The organism is Streptomyces sp. NPDC060194 (assembly GCF_042728285.1).
Lineage (GTDB): Bacteria > Actinomycetota > Actinomycetes > Streptomycetales > Streptomycetaceae > Streptomyces.
Window position 1 is genome coordinate 1 of sequence record NZ_JBHWZH010000243.1, and the last position, 4,804, is coordinate 4,804.

Below are 4,804 nucleotides of genomic sequence, written 5' to 3' on the forward strand. Positions count from 1 at the left end.
CCCTTCACAGGGTGCGGGCCCCCGGCCGTTGTGCGTCAGCGCGTGAGGGGCGGGCGGTCGCCGCCCTCGTCGCGGTCGGGCCGCCGGTCCTCCTCGCGAATCACCTCGCCCTGGACGACCTTGCCGTCCGGGCGGTGCATCCTGGCCTGCTGGAAGGCGTCGGCGAAGCCGCCGTGCGCCCCCGGCCCGCCGAGGGTGCGCACCTTGCGTTCGAGCGACCGCTCGGTCGTCCGCTTGAGGAAGCGCTGCACCGGCGGCAGCAGGCACAGCAGCCCGGCGACGTCCGAGATCAGACCGGGGAGCATCAGCAGCGCCCCGGCCAGCATCAGGAAGCCGTTGCCCTTGCCGCGCCGGCCGTCCGCGGGAAGGGCGCCCGTGCCGTGCGCCTGCTGCTGCCGCACCGCCTCGTTCAGTGCCTGGAACGCGCGCCGTCCGGCGCGCTTCATGACGGCGCCGCCGAGCAGCGAGCCGGCGAGGAGGAGCAGGAAGACGGTGAACCCGCCCCACGCCCCGGCCACGACCGTGAGCAGCCACACCTCCAGGACCAGCCAGGCGGCCAGGCCGAGCGGGAGGAACGTGCGGAGGCGGGAGCGCCGGGGGGCGCGGGGCGGCGGGGGTGTGCCTGTCGTCATGCCCCCAGTGTGCCCGGCGGCCGGGCCGGACGTCGTAAGGACGGGATCAAGATCGCTGTCGGCCGAGAAGCCGGTTCGCGCGGCCCTCGACACCCCAGGCGGTGACCCGCCACAGCGCCTCGACGACGATGTCCCGGCTCATCTTGCTGTCGCCGCGCTCACGCTCGACGAAGGTGATCGGCACCTCGACGACGTGGTGGCCGGCCTGGACGCAGCGCCGGGCCAGGTCGACCTGGAAGCAGTAGCCCTGCGAGGCCACCGAGTCCATGCCCAGGCCCTCGAGGGTCTCCCTGCGGAAGGCGCGGAACCCGCCGGTGACATCGCGGATCGGCACGTCGAGGAGGAGCCGGGAGTAGGTGCTGCCGCCGCGGGAGAGGATCTCGCGGGAGCGCGGCCAGTTCACCACCCGGCCGCCGGGCACCCAGCGCGAGCCGAGCACCAGGTCGGCGCCCTTGAGGGCGGTGAGCAGCCGGGGCAGTTCCTCGGGCTGGTGGGAGCCGTCGGCGTCCATCTCGACCAGGACGCCGTAGCCGTGCTCCAGGCCCCAGCGGAAGCCGGCCAGGTAGGCGGCGCCCAGGCCCTGCTTGCCCTCGCGGTGGAGCACCTGGACGTGGTCGTCCGCGGCGGCCAGCTCGTCGGCGATCTTGCCGGTTCCGTCGGGGCTGTTGTCGTCGGCGACCAGGACGTGCGCGTCGGGTACGGCCGCGCGGACGCGGGTGACGATGGGCTCGATGTTCTCGGCCTCGTTGTAGGTGGGGATGATCACCAGGACCGTGCCGAGAGGGCCGAACCGCCGCTCGCCGCCGTCGTTCGCGCCGTCGTTCACTGATGCCCCTTATCGATTCCGTACATGGAGGAGCACCACCATAGCGATCGTGCGGCGCGACCTGTGCGGACACCGTCGCGGGGGTGTCGGCGGGGCCGCTGCGGATGGGGGCCCGGCGTCCTTCGGGCCGACCTGGCGCCCGCTGGCTGCGAGTCGACGAAGCCGTTGTCTACTGAACGTCCGGGCCCCACCCGGGTCTCACCGCCGACCGGCAGAAACCTTCCCTCGTCCCCGGGACGCGGGCGCTGGACCTGGCTCCCAGTGGCGGGGCGCCGGTGCGGCGCGCCGCCCCTGGCCCAGCCGCGCGGCGGTCGCGAGGGGGTCCTCCGGTCGGATGTCCTGTGGTGGACCCGGCCGAAACTACCCGCCGCCGCCCGCTTCCTGTCAACAGCCGGACCGTTCGGGGCGTCGCCGCCGGTCGGCGCGCCGACGGCGGATCGGCGCAGGTCGTGCGGGCCGCGCCCAACGGTCGGAGCGGCGGTGCAGGGGCGGCCGCCTCACCCTTGTGGCCCTGTGTACACCGTGCGGCCACCGACGACCGTGCCCAGGCAGACGGGCAGCGGCCGGCCGGGCGTGAGGTCGGGCAGCCCGGGCGTGCCCGAGCGGGGGTCGGTGGACCAGCGGGCGACCCGGTCGTCGGGGGCCTGGACGACGAGCTCCTCGGTGCGCCACAGCGCGTAGTCGGCGGGCGCGCCGGGGACCAGGACACCGGCGTCGTCACGGCCGGTGGCGCGCCAGCCGCCCCGGGTGTGGGCGGTGAAGGCGGCCCGGACGGAGACCCGGTGCTCGGGCACCTGGTGGAAGGCGGCCGCCCGGACGGCGGCCCAGGGGCCGAGCGGGGTGACCGGGCTGTCGGATCCGAGCGCCAGCGGCACCCCGGCCCGCAGCAGGGCCGCGTACGGGTTGAGGGTGCGGGCCCGCTCGGCGCCGAGCCGGTCGGCGTACATGCCGTGCTCGCCGCCCCAGAGGGCGTCGAAGACGGGCTGGACGGACGCGGTGAGCCCGAGGTCGGCGAAGGCGGCGACGGTGGGCGCGTCGAGCATCTCGGCGTGCTCGACGCGGTGGCGGGCGGCGCGGACGCGGGCGAGGCCGACCTGGTCGGCGGCGGCGCGGACGCCGTCCACGACGGCGGTGAGCGCGGCGTCGCCGATGGCGTGGAAGCCGGCCTGGAGCCCGGCCTCGGTGCAGGCGGCGACGTGCTCGGCGATCGCGGCGGCGTCCAGGTGGGAGGTGCCGGTGTGCGGGGCGTCGGCGTAGGGGGCGTGCAGGCAGGCGGTGTGGGAGCCGAGGGAGCCGTCGACGAAGAGGTCGCCGGCGGCGCCGGCGGCGCCGAGGGCGCGGACGCGCTCGGCGTCCGCGGCCGATTTCACCCGCTCGGCCCAGTAGCCGACGACCCGGGGGCCGGGCTCGGCGGCGGCCAGGCGGAGCAGGCCGGTGAAGTCGTCCTCGGAGGAGATGTCGGGGCCACCGCACTCGTGGACGCTGCCGATGCCGAGCGAGGCCGCGTGCCGCAGCGCGGCGCGCTGGGCCTCGTCGCGCTGGGCGGGGGTGACGGCGGCGTGCGCGGCGGCCCTGACGGCGTGGTGGGCGTCGCCGGTGAGCGGCTCGCCGTCGCGGAAGCCGGTCAGCGCGCGGACGCCGGGCACCCGGTCGAGGAGCGCGGTGGTGACGACGGCGGAGTGGACGTCGATCCGGGTGAGGTAGAGGGGACGGCCGCCGGCGGCCTCGTCCAGCTCGTCGCGGCGCGGGGCGCGGCGCTCGGGCCAGCGGGCGGCGTCCCAGCCGTGGCCGAGCAGGATGCGGTCGGCGGGGCGGGCCGCGGCGTGGGCGCGGATCCGCTCCAGCGCGTCGGCGAGGCCCGTCGCGGCGGACAGGTCGAGGCCGGTGAGCGCGAGGCCGGTGGCCGTGGTGTGGACGTGGGCGTCGGTGAAGGCCGGGGTGACGAGGGCGCCGTCGAGGTCGACGATCTCGTCCGCGCCGTCGGCGAAGGCGTCGGCCGCCCCCTCGGAGCCGACCCAGGCGATGTGCCCGCGCTCGACGACCATGGCGGTCGCGAACGGGTCGGCGGGGCTGTGGACCTCGCCGCCGCGCAGCAGGACGGTGCGGTCGGGATCCGTGGGGGCGGTGCGCTCGGTCATGGGACCAGTCTCCCGCGTCCGCGCCGCGCGCCCGCCCCCGGGGTGACCTGCGCCGAGGGGTTCAGACCCGGGGCGGGCGGGCCTCGTAGGGCGTGGAGAGCACGACGGTGGTGCGGGTCGAGACGCCGGCGAGGGTGCGGACCCGGGTGAGCAGGTGCTCCAGCTCCAGCGGAGTGGCGACCCGGACCTTGAGGATGTAGTTCTCCTCCCCCGCCACGCTGTGGCAGGCCTCGATCTCCGGGACGCCGGCGAGGCGTTCGGCGATGTCGTCGGGGGCGCTCGGGTCGAAGGGCTTGACCGAGATGAACGCCGTCAGGGGCAGCCCGACCGCCTCGGGGTCGACGACCGCGGCGTAGCCGCGGATCACCCCGCGCTGCTCCAGGCGGCGCACGCGCTGGTGCACCGCCGAGGTGGACAGGCCTGTGGCCTTGCCCAGGTCGGTGTAGCTCATCCGCCCGTCCTTGACGAGCAGGTCAACGATTTGCCGGTCCAACTCCTCCATAGCGGATCAACCTATGGCCCCGGACGGGCTCCGGCACAGCCGGGGACGCCCGCGGGGGCGGATCTACGCGGGCCATGTGACGAAGACCACACCGTCGCGACCGTGTCCGTGGGAGCGCGGCCGATTACCTGTACGGGGCAGGGGGAAATGCTTGGCTTGGGTCGGTGCCACAGTGCCCGGCCGGCGGCCGGAGCCCGAGCGCCCGACCGCGGTCCGTCCGAGGGGGAGAGTCCCATGCAGAATCTGAAGCGCACCGGTCGTGAGACCGGGTCGGAGTACGTCGATACGGCCGACACCGAGGCCGCCGACTCCGAGTTCGACGCGTACGACACCTTCGAGACGTACCGGGTGATCTGCCCGGACTGCGCCCAGTCCATCGCGCTCCTCGCGGACGAGACCGTCCTGCCGGAGCACGGGCTGTGCGCCTCGCCCTGGGACCCGTTCGGTCTCACGGTCTGCGACGGCACGGGCCGCCGGGCCGCCGAGGCGGTCGCCGTCATCGACGCGCCGATCGTCGTCGAGCCGGACGCGGTGATCCTGACGCTCCCTCAGGGGCTCGACTGGCGCCACCAGCCGTTCTCGCACGTGGGCGGGCCCGGCTCCCGCCCGGTCAAGGTCTCCCGCCCGCTGCACGTCTCGCAGCTGCGGCGCGCCGCCTGACACCCCGGCACACGTGACCGGGCGGGCCCCTCCGACGGGCCCGCCC

At 75.7% G+C, this 4,804-nt stretch carries 5 protein-coding genes; 1 reads left to right on the plus strand and 4 read right to left on the minus strand.

Annotated features, from left to right (window positions below):
• Nucleotides 1-35: 35 nt before the first annotated feature.
• The 4 genes from fxsA to ACFWEG_RS28250 all read right to left on the minus strand — a co-directional run bounded on the left by fxsA (nt 36) and on the right by ACFWEG_RS28250 (nt 4,098).
• Nucleotides 36-632 carry an FxsA family membrane protein gene (fxsA, locus tag ACFWEG_RS28235; RefSeq protein ID WP_387220740.1) on the minus strand — a complete coding sequence of 199 codons (597 nt, stop codon included), beginning with the start codon at nt 630-632 and terminating at the stop codon, nt 36-38.
• A gap of 46 nt (nt 633-678) precedes the next feature.
• The gene (locus tag ACFWEG_RS28240) at nt 679-1,458 is read right to left on the minus strand and encodes a polyprenol monophosphomannose synthase (protein WP_387220743.1); all 780 of its coding nucleotides are present in this window, start codon (nt 1,456-1,458) and stop codon (nt 679-681) included.
• A gap of 497 nt (nt 1,459-1,955) precedes the next feature.
• Entirely contained in the window at nt 1,956-3,596 is a 1,641-nt protein-coding gene (locus ACFWEG_RS28245) for an amidohydrolase (protein WP_387220745.1), read from the minus strand.
• Between the two features lie 61 nt (nt 3,597-3,657).
• Nucleotides 3,658-4,098 (minus strand): Lrp/AsnC family transcriptional regulator, encoded by a 441-nt coding sequence (locus tag ACFWEG_RS28250; protein ID WP_387220747.1) that lies wholly within the window; start codon nt 4,096-4,098, stop codon nt 3,658-3,660.
• Between the two features lie 234 nt (nt 4,099-4,332).
• Here ACFWEG_RS28250 and ACFWEG_RS28255 point away from each other — a divergent pair, with 234 nt between their 5' ends.
• Nucleotides 4,333-4,758: a hypothetical protein gene (locus ACFWEG_RS28255; protein ID WP_387220749.1), complete on the plus strand. Its 426-nt coding sequence runs from the start codon at nt 4,333-4,335 to the stop codon at nt 4,756-4,758.
• Nucleotides 4,759-4,804: the final 46 nt, after the last annotated feature.

What these genes read in the sequence shown, in the direction of transcription:
- fxsA (WP_387220740.1), bottom strand. Translation starts at nt 632, where the DNA reads ATGACGACAGGCACACCCCCGCCGCCCCGCGCCCCCCGGCGCTCCCGC.
- ACFWEG_RS28255 (WP_387220749.1), top strand. Translation starts at nt 4,333, where the DNA reads ATGCAGAATCTGAAGCGCACCGGTCGTGAGACCGGGTCGGAGTACGTC.
- ACFWEG_RS28245 (WP_387220745.1), bottom strand. Translation starts at nt 3,596, where the DNA reads ATGACCGAGCGCACCGCCCCCACGGATCCCGACCGCACCGTCCTGCTG.
- ACFWEG_RS28250 (WP_387220747.1), bottom strand. Translation starts at nt 4,098, where the DNA reads ATGGAGGAGTTGGACCGGCAAATCGTTGACCTGCTCGTCAAGGACGGG.